General features: G+C 64.7%; 19 protein-coding genes. All 19 read right to left on the reverse strand.

Annotation, left to right across the window (positions count from 1 at the left end; all coding sequences use genetic code 11):
* Positions 1–98: 98 nt before the first annotated feature.
* Positions 99–1,028, reverse strand: coding sequence for an ornithine carbamoyltransferase (gene argF / locus SPHS8_RS06390; protein WP_201514719.1), 930 nt, complete (start codon positions 1,026–1,028; stop codon positions 99–101).
* 100 nt (positions 1,029–1,128) lie between these two features.
* Positions 1,129–2,322 (reverse strand): aspartate aminotransferase family protein, encoded by a 1,194-nt coding sequence (locus SPHS8_RS06395; RefSeq protein ID WP_201514720.1) that lies wholly within the window; start codon positions 2,320–2,322, stop codon positions 1,129–1,131.
* Positions 2,323–2,480: 158 nt separating this feature from the next.
* Positions 2,481–2,876, reverse strand: a complete 396-nt coding sequence (locus tag SPHS8_RS06400; protein WP_201514721.1) for a flagellar export chaperone FliS — start codon at positions 2,874–2,876, stop codon at positions 2,481–2,483.
* Between the two features lie 18 nt (positions 2,877–2,894).
* Positions 2,895–4,301: a flagellar filament capping protein FliD gene (gene fliD, locus SPHS8_RS06405; protein ID WP_201514722.1), complete on the reverse strand. Its 1,407-nt coding sequence runs from the start codon at positions 4,299–4,301 to the stop codon at positions 2,895–2,897.
* Between the two features lie 95 nt (positions 4,302–4,396).
* Positions 4,397–4,852: a hypothetical protein gene (locus SPHS8_RS06410; protein ID WP_201514723.1), complete on the reverse strand. Its 456-nt coding sequence runs from the start codon at positions 4,850–4,852 to the stop codon at positions 4,397–4,399.
* A 78-nt stretch (positions 4,853–4,930) separates the two neighbouring features.
* Entirely contained in the window at positions 4,931–6,067 is a 1,137-nt protein-coding gene (flhB, locus tag SPHS8_RS06415) for a flagellar type III secretion system protein FlhB (protein WP_201514724.1), read from the reverse strand.
* Position 6,068: 1 nt separating this feature from the next.
* Positions 6,069–6,851, reverse strand: a complete 783-nt coding sequence (gene fliR / locus SPHS8_RS06420; protein ID WP_201514725.1) for a flagellar biosynthetic protein FliR — start codon at positions 6,849–6,851, stop codon at positions 6,069–6,071.
* A complete protein-coding gene (gene fliQ, locus SPHS8_RS06425) occupies positions 6,848–7,120 on the reverse strand; it encodes a flagellar biosynthesis protein FliQ (protein ID WP_097092149.1) in 273 nt (90 codons plus the stop codon). The genes fliR and fliQ overlap by 4 nt, the downstream gene beginning before the upstream one ends.
* Positions 7,121–7,159: 39 nt before the next feature.
* Positions 7,160–7,954 carry a flagellar type III secretion system pore protein FliP gene (gene fliP / locus SPHS8_RS06430; protein ID WP_201514726.1) on the reverse strand — a complete coding sequence of 265 codons (795 nt, stop codon included), beginning with the start codon at positions 7,952–7,954 and terminating at the stop codon, positions 7,160–7,162.
* Positions 7,944–8,207 carry a FliO/MopB family protein gene (locus tag SPHS8_RS06435; protein WP_097092151.1) on the reverse strand — a complete coding sequence of 88 codons (264 nt, stop codon included), beginning with the start codon at positions 8,205–8,207 and terminating at the stop codon, positions 7,944–7,946. The genes fliP and SPHS8_RS06435 overlap by 11 nt, the downstream gene beginning before the upstream one ends.
* Before the next feature lie 84 nt (positions 8,208–8,291).
* On the reverse strand, positions 8,292–8,630 hold the full coding sequence (fliN, locus tag SPHS8_RS06440) for a flagellar motor switch protein FliN (RefSeq protein ID WP_097092152.1): 339 nt from the start codon (positions 8,628–8,630) through the stop codon (positions 8,292–8,294).
* Complete coding sequence (locus SPHS8_RS06445; protein WP_201514727.1) at positions 8,627–9,511, reverse strand: flagellar motor switch protein FliM; 885 nt, start codon at positions 9,509–9,511, stop codon at positions 8,627–8,629. Before SPHS8_RS06445 ends, fliN begins: the two co-directional genes overlap by 4 nt.
* A 52-nt stretch (positions 9,512–9,563) precedes the next feature.
* Positions 9,564–10,199, reverse strand: a complete 636-nt coding sequence (locus SPHS8_RS06450; protein ID WP_097092153.1) for a flagellar basal body-associated FliL family protein — start codon at positions 10,197–10,199, stop codon at positions 9,564–9,566.
* 27 nt (positions 10,200–10,226) lie between these two features.
* Positions 10,227–12,104: a flagellar hook-length control protein FliK gene (locus tag SPHS8_RS06455; RefSeq protein ID WP_236574992.1), complete on the reverse strand. Its 1,878-nt coding sequence runs from the start codon at positions 12,102–12,104 to the stop codon at positions 10,227–10,229.
* 1 nt (position 12,105) lies between these two features.
* The gene (locus SPHS8_RS06460; protein ID WP_201514728.1) at positions 12,106–12,531 is read right to left on the reverse strand and encodes a flagellar FliJ family protein; all 426 of its coding nucleotides are present in this window, start codon (positions 12,529–12,531) and stop codon (positions 12,106–12,108) included.
* Entirely contained in the window at positions 12,528–13,856 is a 1,329-nt protein-coding gene (locus tag SPHS8_RS06465; protein ID WP_097092155.1) for a FliI/YscN family ATPase, read from the reverse strand. Before SPHS8_RS06465 ends, SPHS8_RS06460 begins: the two co-directional genes overlap by 4 nt.
* Positions 13,857–13,869: 13 nt before the next feature.
* Positions 13,870–14,448: a FliH/SctL family protein gene (locus SPHS8_RS06470; RefSeq protein WP_097092871.1), complete on the reverse strand. Its 579-nt coding sequence runs from the start codon at positions 14,446–14,448 to the stop codon at positions 13,870–13,872.
* Positions 14,449–14,500: 52 nt separating this feature from the next.
* Positions 14,501–15,517 carry a flagellar motor switch protein FliG gene (fliG, locus tag SPHS8_RS06475; protein WP_097092156.1) on the reverse strand — a complete coding sequence of 339 codons (1,017 nt, stop codon included), beginning with the start codon at positions 15,515–15,517 and terminating at the stop codon, positions 14,501–14,503.
* Positions 15,510–17,246 (reverse strand): flagellar basal-body MS-ring/collar protein FliF, encoded by a 1,737-nt coding sequence (fliF, locus tag SPHS8_RS06480; RefSeq protein WP_201514729.1) that lies wholly within the window; start codon positions 17,244–17,246, stop codon positions 15,510–15,512. The genes fliG and fliF overlap by 8 nt, the downstream gene beginning before the upstream one ends.
* Positions 17,247–17,248: the final 2 nt, after the last annotated feature.

Genomic DNA, 17,248 nt, shown 5'->3' on the forward strand with positions numbered 1-17,248 from the left:
CCTGCGGGGCACGATGGACGCTGACAAGCCCGGCATGACGACTAGAAATAACGTCGCCTCTGCGTGTTTCGCCCTAGATAGGACGCGTCACCCGAATCTCAACCAAGGCGGCCCGCTGCCCAGAGCAGCACGGACTTTTGCGCGTGAATGCGGTTTTCCGCTTCGTCCCAGATCAGCGACTGTGGACCGTCGATCACTTCGGGCACCACCTCTTCGCCGCGATGGGCGGGAAGGCAGTGCAGGAATTTGGCGTCCGGCTTCGCCTTGGCCATCAGCTCTTGCGTGACCTGATAGGGCATCATGGCCTTGAGCTTTTCGTCGGCATGCGGCTGACCCATGGAAATCCAGGTGTCGGTGACGACCGCATCCACCCCCGCCACGGCCTCGACCGGGTCGCGGGTGAGCGTGATGCCGGCGCCGAGGTCTTGGGCTTGTCTGATAAAGGCGTGGTCGGGCTCATAGCCTTCGGGGACGGCAATGCGCAGGTCGAACTTGAACAGGCCCGCTGCTTCGATGATCGAGTGCAGGACATTGTTGCCATCGCCGAGCCATGCCCATTGGCTGCCCGGCAAGGCAACGCCATGTTCGACCAAAGTCAGCAGGTCCGCCATGATCTGGCAGGGGTGCGACAGGTCGGTCAGTCCGTTGATGACAGGGACGGTGGCGTGCCGAGTCATCTCCTCGATCTTGGCATGATCGTCGGTGCGGATCATGATCATGTCGACCATGCGGGAAAGGACCCGAGCGGTGTCCGCAATGCTTTCGCCACGACCCAGCTGGCTGGTCGCGCCATCTAGGATGAGCGAGGTGCCGCCGAGCTGGCGGATCGCCATGTCGAAGCTGACGCGGGTGCGGGTGCTGTTCTTTTCGAAGATCATCGCAAGCGTGTGCCCGGCGAGCGGCGCGTCGGCATCCGCCTGACCCTTGGGCAGGCCCTTGCGCGCGGCTTTCCGGTCGATGGCGTCGGCGATCATGGCAGCGAGCGCGTCGGCGCCCGCGTCGGAGAGATTCAGGAAATGTCTGGTCATAATCAAACCCCTCAACTCGTTCGGGCCAAGCCTGTCGAAGCGCACTTCTCTATTCAAAAGAAGAGTGCCCTTCGACACGCTCAGGGCGAACGGAAGTTGGCTATGCCGCTTGCGCCTCCGCGAAGCTGCGGGCACCGGCGGACAGCTTCTCGATGCATTCGGCGACATGTTCCTCGCCGATCACAAGTGGCGGCAGGATGCGGACGACGTTCTGCCCTGCCGACACCACCAGCAGCCCATGATTGTCGCGCAGATGCGCCACGAAGTTGCGGGCGTCGGCACTGTCCTTCAGCTTGACGCCGAGCATCAGGCCAAGGCCGCGCACATCCTCGAACATGTCGTGATTGGGAATGAGCTGCTCCAGCGCGGAACGCAGGCGCGCGCCGATGCTGTTCACATGGTCGAGAAAGCCCTCGCCCAGCACTTCGTCCAGCACGGCCATGCCCACCGCCATGGCGAGCGGATTGCCGCCATAGGTGGAGCCGTGGGTGCCGAACACCATGCCCTTGGCCGCTTCCTCCGTCGCAAGGCAGGCGCCAAGCGGAAAGCCCGCGCCGATGCCCTTGGCGACGGCCATGATGTCGGGCTGCACGCCATATTGCTCATGCGCGAAGAAGGTGCCGGTACGGGCATAGCCGCACTGCACTTCGTCGAGGATGAGGAGCATGCCCTTCTCGTCGCAGAGCTGGCGCAGGCCGGAGAGGAACTCCTGGGTCGCGGGCGTCACGCCGCCTTCGCCCTGCACGGTTTCGACGAGGAAACCGGCGGTGTTGTCATCGACGGCAGCCGCGGCCGCTTCCAGATCGTTGAACGGAACGACGGTGAAGCCGGGCAGCAGCGGTTCGAAGCCGTCGCGCATCTTGGGCTGGCTGGTGGCCGAGATGGTCCCGAGCGTCCGGCCGTGGAAGGCGTTGTCGAAGCTGATGATCTTGTGCCGGTGCGCCTCGCCATTGGCATAATGGTAGCGGCGCGCGGTCTTGATCGCGCATTCGACCGCTTCCGCGCCCGAATTGGTGAAGAAGACCGTATCGGCGAAAGTCGAATCGACCAGCCGCTGTGCGAGCTTTTCGCCAAGCGGCATGCCATAGAGGTTCGACGTGTGCATCAGCGTCGCGGCCTGATCCGCGATCGCCTTCACAAGCTTTGGATGACCATGGCCGAGCAGATTGACCGCGATGCCGCTGGCGAAGTCGAGATAACGCTCGCCACGCTCGCCGATCAGATAGCAGCCCTCGCCTCGCACCGGGCGGACATCGCACCGGGGGTAAACGGGCATGAGCGGCGTAATCGACATGGTGGCCCTCCCTTCGCTGGGCTGATGAAAAGTCTCAAAACGCAAAAAGGCGGCCCCCGCCGGGCCGCCCTTTGCGAGCGCTGCCTATACTAGCGGCGCTCAGGTGGTGCAAGCACCCTCTCGCCTGAGACCCCAGCGTCCGCCGGGATGACGGGGAATTACCCGATCTGGTTCCAGGCGTCGGCGATTTCCGCGATGATGTCGCGGGCCTGCTCGGCATGGTCGGGCGAGCGTTCCTTGGCGCTCAGCAGCAGCAGGCGGCGCGCTTCGCGGTAGATTTGGGCGAGGCCCATGGCGATGTCGCCGCCCTTGTCGAAGTCGAGGCTGGATTCGAGCGCGATCAGGATCGACATGGCGCGGGCCTGCTTGTCGGACACCTTCAGGCGGTCATTGTTGCGCTCGGCAAGCGCAGTGGCCTCAAGGGCGATCAGCAGCTCGTCGAACAGCACCTTGACGAGCGCATGGGGCGTCGCGCCTTCGATCCGGCTGCCCGAATGAACCGCTGCATAGCCGCGCGCCGCGCGATTGCCTGCATAGCCCTGAGAATAGAACATCTTATCTGACCCCTGTTATCAATTATCGCTTTTGGTCCACATGGCGACCTGCTGCTCAAGATAGGTCTGTGTCGCCTTGAACGCGGAAAGCCGCTTTTCCATGTTGGTGTAGATTTTGGAGAGCTGTGCCTGGTAGTCCGTCATCTGCTCGTTCAGCTTTTCCAGCTGCTCAGTGAGATTTTCGGCCAGCTTTTCATATTTGGTCTTGGCGGTGGCGAGCGGGCCGTCCTTCTGCTGGATCTTGTCGCGCACGCCGTCCATCAGCCCTGCGAGGCCGGGGGTGGTGTCCGACTTGACAGCCGGATTGAGCATCTGCGTGATCCCGGCCGCGTCGGCGGTCAGCGCCTTGTCGAGCGCGGCGGTGTCGAGCTTCAGCGTGCCGTCGCGATTGGTGCTGACGCCGATCGAAGACAGAGTCGTGTAGGCCCCGCTAGGCGCGAGCACCGCCGAGGTCATCTGGGACAGCTGCCGCTTCATGTCGCGAACAGACGCTTCGCCGTTCAGCGCGCCAGCGGTGGAGGGGTCCGATCCCTTTGCCGTGGCGGTGTTGAGCGCCTTCATCAGCGTGTTGTAGGCGTCGACGAACTCGACCATCAGGTCGCGCATCGTGGTGGTCGGCTGCGTCGTCGCCAGCGTCACGCTGGTGCCCTGCGCGGCCTTGTTGAGGTCGATGCGCAGATGGGCGATCGCGGTGTCGATGGTGTTGCTGCTGTAGCGCTGCTCTACCCCGTCAAGGCGAATGATCGAATCCTGCGCCTGCACCTGGCGCGTCATGCCGCCAGTCGTGCCGTCCCAGGTGAAGGCGTCGAGCGCGGCATTGGCAGGTGATGACGTATTCGTGAAGGTAAAGCTGTTCGCGGCCCCGGTCGCGCCCTTCATCACAAGGCGCGTGCCCTGATTGTCAGTTATGACGCTGGCCGTCACGCCTGCGCCGGACGCATTGATGGCGGCGGCAAGATCAGCATAGGTTGCGCCCGCAGCGAGCGTGATCGGAACGGCAGCGCCATTGCCCACCTTGAGCGAAAAGCTGCCTGCACCGATAGGGGTGGAGGCGGTTGCGTTCGCGGCGATAGCCGATGAGATGGTCTGCGCCGCGGCGAGTTGGCGCACTTCAAGCTGAGCAGGAAGCTTGGGCGTACCGCCGGGCAGCAGGCTGACCGCCGCGATGCTGGGATCGTTGGAGGCGGGGTTGCCCGCATAGCCGGTGCCCGCGAGCAGGCTATTGAGCGCGTCGGCAAATGTGTCGAGCGAACTGGAAGCAGAGGCAAGCGCGGAAATACGCGCATTATTGGCGCTCTGCCGGTCGGCGATCATCTTCTGCTTCGGGTCGCGCGCGGCGCTCACCAGGCTGGTGACCAGCGCCCCGGTATCAATGCCGGACCCGATGCCGAGCGCTGTCGAAATACTGCTGCTTACCGAAGTCATCGTCCGTCCTTTCGAGGATGAGAACGGCTCTAGGACGAAGACCTTTAGGAATGATTTTCATGAGGAAAGGAAAGACCGCGCTTGACGATCTTCCCTCAATGGTCGGTCGAAAGCAGTTGATCCACCGTTCCACGCTTGAGATGGGCCTGCGCAGCGTGCGCGTAGCTCGCCTGTTCCGCAATGCGCTTGCCCAGCGTCACGGCGCTTTCCACCGCTTCCTTCGAAGCGGGCGGCAAGGGCACGAGGATCATGGGCGCAGGCAGCAGCGTCTGGATTTCCGCTTCCGCGCCTTCCACGGTCGGCGTGGCCGAGGCCGATCGCAGTTCCGCCAGGATGTCGGCCACGCGCGCATGCACCTTGGCATATTCGGCCGCGCTGGCGAGATCATCTTCGGAAAGGCCCATATTCGTACCGCCGTCCTGCGGCTTGCCTGCTGGCGTATCCATGCCCTGCTGGGCAGCTACAGGCTGGACCGCGGGCACGGCCGAAGGCGTTCGGGAAGACACCCGATCAACCTGCGTTAAGTCGCTCCGCGAAGCATATTCGTTCATGACGCACCATCCTAATGCGTCCCCATGAATATATTACGGCCAGCAATGCCTAAGATTTAGTTCACCGTGAGGATTTTTCTAAAGCTTCTGTCCGTCAGCATCGAAGCGCAGGTCGTCGGGGACGCTGATGAAGGGCCGGTCGATCTCGCCGGCCATGCGGTTTTCGACGCGGAATACGAAGGCAAGGACGGTCGCGACAGCCATGTAGAGCCCTTCATTGACGATCTGCCCGGCGCGCGAAGTGAAGTAGATGGCGCGGGCAAGATCGGGATATTGAAGGACCGTCACGCCATTCTGGTCGGCAAGCTCGCGAATGGCGGCGGCGATCGCGTCGCAGCCCTTCGCCACCACGACTGGCGCGGCATCCTGCCCCGGCTTGTAGCGCAGGGCGACGGCAAAGTGGGTCGGGTTGGTGATGATCACGCTGGCTTCAGCCACCGCCTGGCGCGTCGATCCGCTCAGCACCTCGAACTGGCGGCGGCGGATATGGCCCTTGAGTTCCGGCGAGCCTTCGCTTTCCTTATGCTCGTCCTTGATGTCCTGCTTGCTCATGCCGAGGCGTTTCGAACGCTGCATGATTTGCGCGGGGACGTCGATACCAGCGATCAGGAACAAGCCGCCCGCCATGACGAGGCAGGTCATGATGAACATGTTGCCCAGTTCCGACATGGCGGGAGCAAGGCCCGACGAACCAAGGCCGATGATCGCGGTCAGCCGGTCCCAGATCAGCCAGACGCCGATGGAGCCGAGCAGCGCGACCTTGGCGATCGACTTCATCAGCTCGATAAGGCCCTGCATGCCGAAGATGCGCTTGAGGCCCGCTGCCGGATTGAGCTTAGACGCCTTGGGCGCGAAGGCGCCGGGGCGGAAGCCGAGCGAGCCCAGGATGGCGGGGCCTGCGATGGCGGCGAGCGTCGTTGCCAGCAATATGCCGCCGACCGGCAGGGCGATGCCGGTGAGCAGGCTCATGCCCCGCGCGGCGGGCGCGAAGTCCATGATGTCCTCACGCCGGAAGCGCAGCGCCTCTATCAGCATCTGCGAGAGGGATTCGACGACGGAAGGTCCCGTCACCGCTATCCAGCCGATCCCCGCCATCACGACCAGAGCGGTCGCCAGTTCCTTGGACTGAAGGATGTCGCCCTTCTTGGCGGCGTCCTGCAATTTCTTCTGTGTGGGCTTTTCGGTCTTTTCGCCGCCGCCATTGTCGCCAGCCATGTCAGCGGCCCTCCGCGATCGACTGGGCCTGGTCGAGCCCGGACTTGAGGGCGGCGGTCAGCCCCTCACCCATCACCGGCGCGGCGATGGCAAGCAGGATGAGGCCCGCCATGACGGCGACGGGCATGCCTACCGCGAAGAGGTTCAGCGACGGCGCGCTGCGGGCGAGCATGCCCATGATGATCTGCACCAGCACCAGCGCGAAGCCGACGGGGAGCGCAATGGTGAGGCCCGCGCCCAGGAGCGCGCCCCCGAACTGCACCAGATGCCACACCGCATCATTGCTGAGCATCGCGTCTCCGGGTGGCAGCGCCTTGTAGCTTTGCACCACGAAGCTGGCGAGCATCAGATGGCCGTCCATGCCGAGCAGCAGGAAGGTGGCGAGGATCGACAGGAATGTGCCGACCGCCTGGGTCGCCTGCCCTGAGGACGGATCGACCATGGCGGCGAAGTTCAGGCCCATGGTGTTGCCAATCGCCTCGCCCGCAACGAAGGCGGCGGCATAGCCGATCTGCACCGCAAAGCCCATGGCGAGCCCGGCCAGCACCTCGCCCATGACGAGCATCACGCCCGCGAAACTGGCAATGCCGTCCTGCGGCAGCTGGATTGTGACGCTGTTGAGGGCGGCGAGGCCAAGCGCAAGCGAGAGGATGAAGCGCAGCGGCAGCGGCACGGAGGGCGCGCCGAATACGGGCGCCGCGATGAAGGCCGCGCCCGGACGGATCATGGCGATCAGCCAGATCCAGAGCTGCGTCTCCACATTCGCGAAGCCCGGCGCGATCATTGGAGCAGGTCCGGGATGCGTTCGAATATCTCGCGGGTGAAGTCCGCGATGAGGACAAGGATCGACCCGCCAAACAGCACCAGCATGCCGCCCACGACAATGATCTTGGGGATGAAGCTCAGCGTCTGTTCGTTGATTGAGGTGGCGGCCTGCACCATGCCGATGAGGACGCCAGCGATCAGGGCCGGGATCAGGATGGGCGCGGCGGCGAGCGCCGTGATCCAGAGCGCCTGTTGAGCAAGGCCCATGAAGAAGTCGGCGTTTTCCATCGGCCTACCCCCTCATCTCCATCTGGAAAGTGGAACCGTTCATGTCGCGAACGACCCGGCCAGCGACCCCATGGTCAGGGCCCAGCCATCCACCAGCACGAACAGCAACAGCTTGAACGGCATGGAGATGATCGTCGGCGACAGCATCATCATGCCAAGCGCCATCAGCGTGGAGGCGACAACGAGGTCGATGATGAGAAACGGCAGGAAGATCATGAAGCCGATCTGGAACGCCGTCTTCAGTTCGCTCGTGACGAAGGCGGGGAGCAGGATCGAGAAGGGGATGTCGGCGGGCGAGCGAAAGGCGGGCGCTTCGGCGAGGTTGGCGAAGAGCTTCAGATCCGTCTCGCGCGTCTGCTTGGCCATGAAGCCGTGCAGCACCTTGCCCGATCGGCCGACCGCTTCCTCGATGCTGATCTGCCCCTTGCCATAGGGGTCGAAGGCCTGCGCGTTGATCTGGTCGATCGCGGGGCGCATCACGAAGAGGGAGAGGAAGAGCGAAAGGCCCACCAGCACCTGATTGGGCGGGGTCTGCTGCAATCCCAGCGCCTGGCGCAGGATCGACAGGACGATGATGATACGGGTGAAGCTGGTCATCATGAGCACAAGCGACGGCAGCACCGACAGCAGGCTCATCAGGACGAGGATCTGGAGCGACAGGGACAGCGGGCGGCCGTCGCCCGAAATCGCCCCCATCGCACGGGTCAGCGCGCCGCCATTGTCGACCGGCGCCGCGGGTGCGGCCTGCGCGGCTGCCTGGGCGAGCGCGGGTTCAGCCAGCAGCAGCCCAGCCGTCAGCGCAAGTCCGCCGATCAGCAGCGCGTTAGCGCGCACGATAGGGATCGCCTTCCGCGATCTTTTCGATCCGGCCGCGCGTGACGGACAGCAGTATCTTCTTGCCCTCGAACTCGACCACGGCGAGCTTGCCGAAGGTGCCGAGCGGGAGCGCTTCGAGCATCTTCAAGGATCGGCCGTCCTGCCCTGCGATCATGCCGGGCTGATATTTGCGCCAAAGCCACAGCGCGCCGAAGGCCATGCCGCCGACCAGCGGCAGGAGGATCAGCAGTTTGACGAAATACCAGAACATGAGGGCCGGTCCGCTATCATGGTTAACCGCCCTTCCGAATCAGAAAGATCGGCGCGCAGCAAGGGAAAAAGGATGGCGGCGCGATCAACCGCGCCGTTCGACCCCAGCCAGGCGGCTTTCGGCAGCTGCGATGTCGACGATGCGAATGCCGTAACGGCCATTCACCGTCACCACCTCGCCCTTCGCGATCAGCGCCCCGTTGACCATGATGTCGAGCAGATCATCGGCCTGACGGTCGAGTTCCACGATGCTGCCTTCGGCCAGATCCATGACCTCCGCCAGGCGCAGCGACGTGGAGCCGACCTCCACCGACATACGGACGGGAATGTCGGCCAGAAGGCGGAACTGGGGATTGCTGACCATCCGGCTCAATCCGTTGTCGGCAAAGCCGTCCATCCGCGGCGCTTCGCTCATGTCGCTCATTGTTCAGGTCCCTGTAAAAGCTTTTCAATCTGGAATGCGGCGCGGCCGTCCTGTTCGCCGATCGATCCATGAGCGACGATGCGGTCGCCCACGATCAACGGCAGGCTGCGGCTGATATTGACTGGAATGATGTCGCCGGTCTTCAACTGCATGAGGTCGGCGAGCGAGAGATTGGGGCGCGCCAGCACGGTGCGGGCGGGTAGGCGGATGTCGCGCATGCGATTGGCGATGCGCGCCTGCCACACTGGATCGACGCGCTCCTCGTCCACCGGAGCCTTCGTCCCCATGAGCGGCTCCACCGCGCGCAACGACGACAGCGGGTAGAGGAGGTCGATCGGCCATTCCTGATCACGCGCGATGCTGAGCATGAAGCGTTGCAGCACCATCTGCTCGCCGGGCTGCGCGGCGGATGCGAAGCCGATCCCGGTTTCGCGGATGACGAGGCCGATTTCCAGCGGCAGGATGTGGGTCCACCCTTCCGAAAGGCGCGCGATCACGCCTTCTGAAATGCGGCTGATCAGCCGGTCTTCGGTCGGGGTGAACTCGCCCCGCGCGGGCAGCGGGCGATTGCCGAGGCCGCCGTAGAAGCAATCGACCAGCGTGGAGATCATGGCTGCGTCCATGCGCAGCAGCATCTGACCCTTTAGCGGCGCGATGCGATAGACGCCGATGCTGGAAAAGGTGGGCACTTGCGCCGACCACTGGCCGAAATCCAGCACTTGCGCGTCGAGCATGGCGATATGCGGGCGCACGCCCGAGATTGGCTCGAACAAGGCGCGCAAACGCCGGCCGAGCTTTTCGCCCAGCCGGTCGAGCCCGGACAGCAGCTGTGGTGTCTGCGATTCCCCGCGCCCGAAAGCGTAGGTCTGAACGTCGTTCATCATAGTCCCCTGCCCTAGCGGGTCAGGGGACTTCCCGACCTTTCAGGCACCCCTATTGAATAACGAAATTGGTAAAATAAACGTTATCGATGCCGCCATAGCCCGTCTTTTGCTTCAAAACATCGTTGATAACGCCCTTGATCCGGCCCTGGAGCTGCCGCTTGCCTTCCGGCGTCGCTAGCATCGCTTCGGGCTGTTGGGCGAGCAACATCAGCACCTGACTGCGAATCGCCATCTCGTGCGTCTTGATCGCCTCGATCACGCGCAGGTCGTAATAGGTGGATACCGCCACCGAAATCTGGGCGAAGGCGTCGGTGTCCGACATGTTGGAGGTGAAGGGCGCCTGCAACTGGAAATAGGTCGCCTGATAGGCCGCCGGATTGGCGGGCGTGGGAAGGTCGATGCCCTTGCCCGGATGCGCGGGCGCATGGCCCCCGCCGCCGCCTTCACCATGCCCTTCGCCGCCCATGCCATGAGCCTTCGCGACTTCCTCGGCGCTCTCGCCCGCAAGGACGAGGACTGGCTTGTTGGGATCTTCCTTGGGGCCCTCTTCCTTGGCGCTGAAGAAACCGGCCGCGTAGAGCCCGCCAGCCGTGCCCGCACCACCCAGGACAAGCGCGGCGGCGGCCAGCAGGATCATCTTCATGCCCCCGCCCTTTTTCTTCTTCGCCTTTGCCTCGTCGCTCATCTGCCGGTCCCCCGAAAATCCTGAATCTTAAGCGTAACGCGCGCGCGCCCGGCCATGGGCGGCAGGCTGCGCGTCCGCATGGTTAAGAACGGCAGGATCGCCGGAGCCTTTAGGGCCAAAGCCGTTATTTTCGCGCCCCTGCCAGCGATTTTGCTGGCCTTGGGGCTGGCCCATATTCTGGCCGTTATTCTGCGCCCAGGCGGAGCTCTGAGAGCCTTGCTGCGACTGTTGTTGCTGCTGCTGAGACGATGACTGGCCGCCTGTTTCGGCGCGATGCGCTTCAGCCACCGCAGGCGCGCGTTCGACCTTCAACTCGGCGATGCGAACGGCAGCGAGGCCCGCGTCCAGCTTCAGCCGGTCGCTATCCTGCCGCAACGCCGCCTCCGCCGCCTCACTGGCAACGGTCAGGCTGACTGCGGCGCCGTCCGTGTCGTGGCGAATGTCCACCTGCACCGCGCCCAGATGCTGCGTATCGATCTGGAACCGTCCCTGCGCGCCGTTTGCCGACAGCCCTGCAATGTCACGAGCAAGCCCGTCGATCCACTGGCCGGAAACACCCATGTCGACGACCTGAGCGCCGAGGCTGGCAGACAAATCGGGCGATGGCGAAGCGGGAACTGCGCTTGGTACGGACAGGCTGGCGGTTTGCGGAGCCGTGACCGGAGGAGCAGCGGGAGCTGCATCAGGCGACGGCGGACCGACGGACGATTCCAATGCCGGTTCGGCTGAACGCACGGGCGTTTCGGCTTTCGCGTGCGCAGCGGCGGAAACCTGTTCGCCGACGCGAATGGGCGCGCCGGTCTGGCGCGCGGCCACCTGTTCACGCACGATTGCCAGGAGAGCGATCGCTTCCGCCTTCACCGGCTTGCCGTTGAGGACCGGCGCTGCGGGCGATACGCCTTCGGAGGCTGGGCTTTCGCCTGCAGTAGCCTTCAAAGGCGCGTCTGGAACCGCCGAGGATATCTTCCCCTCGCCGCGAGCGTGGCGCTGGTCTGGGGCGATCCTTTCAGGGTCGCTTTGGATTGGCGCAGGACGGGGCGTAGGCGCAGATGACATGGGAGCCGTGATAGTCGGTGCCACATTGGGTGCGGCAGCTACAGGTTCGGAGCCGTCTGCTGATGCATCGGTTACAGGTTCAGGATTGACCGGCGGAACGGCTTCAGCTGCCATGACGGGCTGCGGCACTGGAGCCGTAGGCGCAGGGTCCTGCTCCGTCCGTTCGACCTTTGCCTTATCCTTGGGCGAGGATTTGGTCTCCACCGGCTTGGTTTCGACCGGCGAGGCTTCCGCCATGACGGGAATGGAAGGCCCGGGCGCAGGCTCATCCTTGTGAGCGGCAGGATGGGCCTTGGGCGACTGGGCAGGCTTAGTCCCCTTATCCGGTACTGCGGCTTCCGGCTGGACGGGTGCTTCACCCAACGCATCTGGCGCAGGGATGGGTGCTTCGTCCGGCAAGCTTGTCTCGGACTGCGCCTGGGAAGGCGAAGGCTCAACCTGTGGCTGCTGCTCCACCGGAACATCTGCAGCCTGCTTGACGAGCCCGAGCGCTCGGCCGGGCGGCAATTGCGACGGCAAGGATTTGCCGGCGGCAACCGCTATGGCAAGCCCGTGCGGGACGTGGCCCTGCGCAGGCGTGGCCGCGGGCGGAGCCATGTTCATCGGAAGGCCGGAGGGAGCGGTAGCGGTGTCCTGCTGTTCAATGGGCGGGGCATCGGCCGCAACGGGCGGCACAGCTGGTCCCTCAATCTGCGGCAGGGCCGGAGCAAGGGCGGTCTCTTCCGCCATCGTGCCGTTGAAGAGCGCGGCGAAATCGGCCGTCTCGCCTGGCGTGGCAGGCTGAACCGCCGCTACGCCCGGCACGGCCGAGGAAAAGAGCAGTGCCTTCAGGCTGGAAAGCATGTTCATCTCATAGGTCTCCCGTCCGCTGCATCCGGCGGTAGCGCGGCAGGGCCGCCAGCTTGTTTTCCCGCCATTCCTCCAGGTCCGCGCGTGCGCGATCCTTGAGCTTTTCGGCGACCTCGCGATCCCGATTGGCCGCAAGGGTCAGGCCTTCCTTGGCCTCTACCTTGCGGCGCGCATCGTAGAGCGCGCCATCCAGCTGACGGCCAGCCTGCTCAAGCCGGCCAGCAAGTTCCTGCATCGCTGCAAAATTCGCGCCAGTTGCCATGCCGGGGTCGGAAAAAAGATCGTTCCGCACCTTGCGCAGCCGGTCGGCATTGCGTTCGATGCCGTCTGCCTCGTCACGGGCACGGGCCGTTTCAGCGACAGCCATGGCATGTTGCACATGGCGGACGCGCAGCACGCGGTGGCGCGTCTTGAGCGCGCCCTTCATGCGCCGAACTCAGCGATGAGAGCACCAGCGCTGGTGTCGAGGTCGATCCGGCTTTTCTGATCCTGCCGGATGAAATCGAGGATTTCCTGGCGGCGTTGCACGGCTTCGTCGATCACCGGGTCATTGCCCGGGCGGTAGGCGCCCATCAGGATCAGGTCGCGATTTTCTTCATAGGCGGCCCACAGGCGGCGGTAGGAGGCAGCGGCCATGCGATGATCGTCCGGCACCACGTCAGCCATGACGCGCGAGAGGGACTTGCCGATGTCGATGGCGGGGAAGATCGCCTGTTCCGACAGATGGCGCGAAAGGACGAAATGGCCATCCACGATCGCCCGGGCGGCGTCCACGATCGGATCGTCGGTGTCATCGCCGTCCGCCAGCACGGTGTAGAGCGCGGTGATCGAGCCGCCGGTGCGGGCATCCACCCCTGCCCGTTCCACCAGACGGGGGATCAGCGCAAGCGCGGAGGGCGGATAGCCCTTCATCGCGGGCGGTTCGCCGAGCGCAAGGCCGATCTCGCGCTGGGCATGGGCGCAGCGGGTCAGGCTGTCGATGAGGAGCAGCACCTTCTTGCCGCGCGCGCGGAAATATTCGGCGATGGCGGTGGCCCGCGCGGCGGCGCGCAGGCGCAGCACCGGGGGATGATCGGCGGGCACGGCGACGACGATGCTCTTGTGCATCGAATTTTTGAGCTTGGTTTCCAGGAAGTCGCTGACCTCGCGGCCGCGTTCGCCGATCAGGCCCGCGACGACGATGTCGGCTTCCGCGCCTGCGATCATCTGGCCCATCAGGACGGACTTGCCCACGCCCGATCCAGCGATGATGGCGATGCGCTGGCCGCGCCCGGCGGTGAGCAGCGCGTTGACCGCGCGCACGCCAAGGTCGAACGGTTCGGTCACGCGGCCCCGGTCGAGGACATTGCCCTTGACGCCGTTGAGCGGCCAGCTGCCGCCAGCGATAATCGGTCCCTTGCGGTCGAGCGGCTGGCCCATGGCGTCGATGACGCGGCCGATCAGCCCCTCGCCCACCTGCACCATGTTCGCCTGGCTGTCCGGTTCTACCCGTGCACCATTTTCCAGCGGTGCGTCGGCATCCAGCGGCACGAGCAGCGTCTTGTCGCCGCGAAAGCCGACCACCTCGGCGCGGCAGATGGTGCCGTCCGACGCGATCACCCGCGCGCCTGCGCCGATCGGCTTGCGAAAGCCCGTGACCTCCAGCATGCCCGCATCGTGGCTGACGAGACGGCCGACGTGACGGGGTGAACGGTTCTGGACCTGGAGATGGTCGAACAGGCTTTCCGCCTGGGCAAGCGATGCCTTGATCATGCCCAAACCCCCTTCATGAACGGCCTTCCATGTCGTCCATCAGCGCACGCAGGCGCGACAGGCGCACGTCCGGGCCATCCTCGATCCAGCCGTCTGCGGTTTCGAGCCGCACGCACCCGCGATGCATGGCGGGATCACCGACCAGCTTCACGCCGATCGTTTCGCCTTCCAGCATGGCGACATCGTCGGGATGCAAGTGCAGCGCGCTCTTGTCCTCATTATCCTCGATGAAAGCGGCGACCGTGTCGCAGCGCTGGACGAGCCGCTCCAGATCGATCTCGACCTCGCCGACAATCTGTTCGACCAGCCGGACGACCGTGGCCGACAACATGGTGGACAGCATGCCGCTGGGCGCGGGCGAAAGATTTTCCAGTGCTTCGGCGAGGCGAGCGCGTGCTTCGGCATCCGCGGCGGCGGCGTCGCCGACCACCCGGCATCCTTCATCGAAGCCGAGCGTGAAGGCCTCCATCCGGGCCTGCTCGATGATGTCCTCGTCGGTCATGGCGGGCGCGGCATCGTGCATCGTCCTGCCGGGCGCCGGGGCCGCGTCGGAATAAAGGCTGCGGAAGCTGCCGTTTTTTACCTGCCCCATGCCGCCCAAGGGGATGCTGGATGCGTCCCGGCTGCTGCTTGCGTCCCAGACCTTAAACAAAGTCGTTCCCCTTGCCGCCGAGCATGATGGTGCCAGCGTCGGCCATGCGACGCGCGGTGGCGATGATCAGCTTTTGCGCCTCCATCACCTCTGCCAGGCGAATGGGTCCGCGTTCCTCGATCTCGTCGGCGATCGCCTGCGCGGCGCGGGCGGACATGGCGCCGAAGATCTTGCCCTTCAGCATCTCGTTCGCGCCCTTCAGCGCCACGACCAGCACGCTGCTGTCGATGGTGCGCATCAGCGTGCCCATATTCTTGTCATCCATGTCGATCAGGTTATCGAACACGAACATCTCTTCTTCGATGGTCTGCGCGATCATCTTGTCGCGCTTGGCCACCGCCTTCATGATCCGCTGTTCATTTTCCTTGCGGACATTGTTCATGATCGCAGCCGCCTCGATCGTCCCGCCGCGCTGGGACGCCGCGCCCTGCTTCTTGGCCGTGGAGCCACGCAGCAACAGCTGTTCCAGGTCATCCAGCGCTTCGTTCGACACCGGACCCAGGGTTGCGATGCGATAGACGATCTCTTCCTGATATTCGGCCGGAAGCAGTTGCAGCACATCAGCGGCGACGGGCGCTTCCAGATGGGCGAGCACGATCGCCATGATCTGCGGATGCTCCGCCTCGATCAGGGAAGCCACTTCCTTGGCGTCCATCCACTTCAGCATTTCAAGCTGGGTGGAGCGGGTCGGCGGCGTGATGCGCGCCAGGATGGTTTCGGCGCGTTCCTCGCCCAGCGCCTTGGTCATCGCGCCCCGGATGTGACGGGTCGCGCCATAGCCGATGGTGGTGCGCTTCTTCGCCTTGGTGACGAAATGGTCGAGCGCCTCGTTGACTTCCTCGACCGCCACGTCGGCGACGTCGTACATCGCGTAGCCCAACTGGCGGACCTCGTCGGGTTCGAGGCGCGAGAGGATCTGCGCGGCCTCATCCTCGTCGAAGAGCATCAGCAGGACGGCGGCGGCGGCGCTGCCCTTGATGGCGGCGGGAGCGGTATCGACCTCAGCCATTGTCCTTCTTCCCTTCCTTCAGGAGGTCGCGGACGACAAGGGCGGCACGATCCGGGTCCTGCTTCACGAAGTTGCGGATAAGGTCGGCGCGCTGTGCATAGTCATAGGTGGACGAGATCATGTCGAGCGTCACTGCCTTGCTGCCGTCCGGCGCGATCGCGGCCTGTTTCGTGATCTCGGAGGAGATTTCACGACCGATCTTCTGACCCTGCGCAGCGGTCTGCTCGGCGGCGGCTTCCTGAGCAGCGGCGCGGCGCTTCAAGAGCGGGCGGCCGATGCCGAAGATCACCAGCAGCGCGACGGCCAGCGCCGACAGGTTGCGCACCAGCGGAGAGATCCAGTCCGCCTCATACCAGGGCGCTTTCACTTCCTCGGCCTTGACGAAGCTGCGCGACGAAAGCGCCACCACGTCGCCGCGCGCCTGATCGAAGCCGACCGCGCCCTTCACCAACGCTTCCAGAGCCGCGATTTCCTGTGCCGAGCGGGGCTTGCCGTCCGCGCCATTGTCGAGCGCCACGGCGACGGACAGCCGCTTGACGGTGCCGACCGCGTCCCTGGTCACAGAAACTTCGCGGCCCAGTTCGAAGCTGCGGTTGAAGGTTTCCTCGGTCTTCATCGGCGCGCTTGCCGGGGTCGCGGGCTGATTGGCCTGCGTTCCCTGGCTGACAGCCTGCCCGTTGGGATTGGTTTGCGTGACGGTCGGGTTGACCGGGGCCTGATTGCTAAGTGCGCCCGGTACGCCGCTTGCTTCGCCGCCAGCGCCCTGGCCGCGCGGGTCGGACGCCCAGCTGCCGGTTTCAGTGCGCAGCCGCGCTTCGTCCTGCGGATAGGTTTCGCGGGTCGCCTGACGCTCTGCGAAGTTGAGTTCGGCGCGGACTTCCGTCGAGAATTTGCCTTCGCCCAGAATTGGGGTCAGCAGCGCGATCACCGACTGGCGATAGCGGTCCTCGATCTTGCCCTGCACCGCAAGCTGGCGATCGTCGGCGGCATTGCCGTCATTGTTACTGAGCAGTCGGCCATTCTGATCCACCAGCGAGATCTGGTCGGGGCTGAGTTCCGGCACCGATGAGGCGACGAGGTGGACGATTGCGCTCACCTGCGCATCGGTCAGCGTGCGGCCCGAAGCGAGGCGCAGCATCACCGAAGCGGAGGGCTTGGCCCGTTCGCGCAGGAACACGCTTGGCGGTTCGACGGCGAGGTGAACCTTGGCGCTTTCGACGCTATCGATCGCCTCGATCGTGCGAGCCAGGTCCATTTCGCGGGCCGAACGGAGCTTTTCGCCTTCCACGGCGCGCGATGCACCCATGGGCAGGCTGTCGATCATGCTGTTGCCGTCGGGCGCGCTCTTGGGCAGGCCTTGGGCGGCGAGCATCATCTTTGCCTTGAAATAATCATCTTCGGCCACGGTCATCGCGCCCGAATTGTCGAAGTCGTAAGTCAGGCCATTCTGGTCCAGCACCTGTGCCACGGCCGACTTGTCGGCATCGGGCAGGCCACGGAACAGGTCACGCTGGGGCGGTTCGCGCAGCGCCAGCCAGGCAGCGCCAGCCGTGGCGACGACGCCCAGCAGGCCGAGCAGCGGCAGGCTCTTCGCCACCGCAGGCTGTTTGATGAAGCCGGTGAAGCGCGCTTTCAGCGCATCGGCGCCCTTCGCGCCGCCAAAGGCAGGGGCGCTGGTGGCGGGGAGAGCGGTCGCGCCGCCATCGAGGGTGAGTGCGTTCTCGCTCATGG

This window comes from Sphingobium sp. S6, from assembly GCF_905120495.1.
Taxonomy (GTDB): domain Bacteria; phylum Pseudomonadota; class Alphaproteobacteria; order Sphingomonadales; family Sphingomonadaceae; genus Sphingobium; species Sphingobium agri.